This is a genomic window from Psychrobacter proteolyticus, assembly GCF_038155145.1.
Taxonomy (GTDB): domain Bacteria; phylum Pseudomonadota; class Gammaproteobacteria; order Pseudomonadales; family Moraxellaceae; genus Psychrobacter; species Psychrobacter proteolyticus_B.
The window spans coordinates 1-253 of record NZ_JBAKAY010000041.1 but is presented as its reverse complement, the minus strand read 5'-3'; the positions used below and the strand labels follow the sequence as shown (position 1 = coordinate 253).

At 40.7% G+C, this 253-nt stretch carries 1 protein-coding gene; it reads left to right on the top strand.

The genetic code is table 11. The annotated features are described in order from the left end of the window. Positions 1–253 (top strand): 50S ribosomal protein L22 (gene rplV, locus V6252_RS12935; RefSeq protein ID WP_341610722.1); only part of this gene is annotated, 253 nt, incomplete at both ends.

Sequence of the window (253 nt, the reverse complement as noted above, 5' to 3'; positions counted from 1 at the left end):
TCTGCACAAATAGTTAGCCTCGTTGCTTATGAAGTTCGTGGCAAATGTATTGAGCGGTCTTTGGATATCCTAACGTATAGCAATAAAAAAGGCGCTGTGTTTTTTAAGAAATGCCTTAACTCAGCCATCGACAATGCCGAAAACAACAACGGTCTAGATATCTATACTCTTAAAGTATCAACTATCTACGATGATGAAGGCATTACGCTAAAACGTATCCTACCACGTGCCAAAGGCCGAGCTGATCGTATCA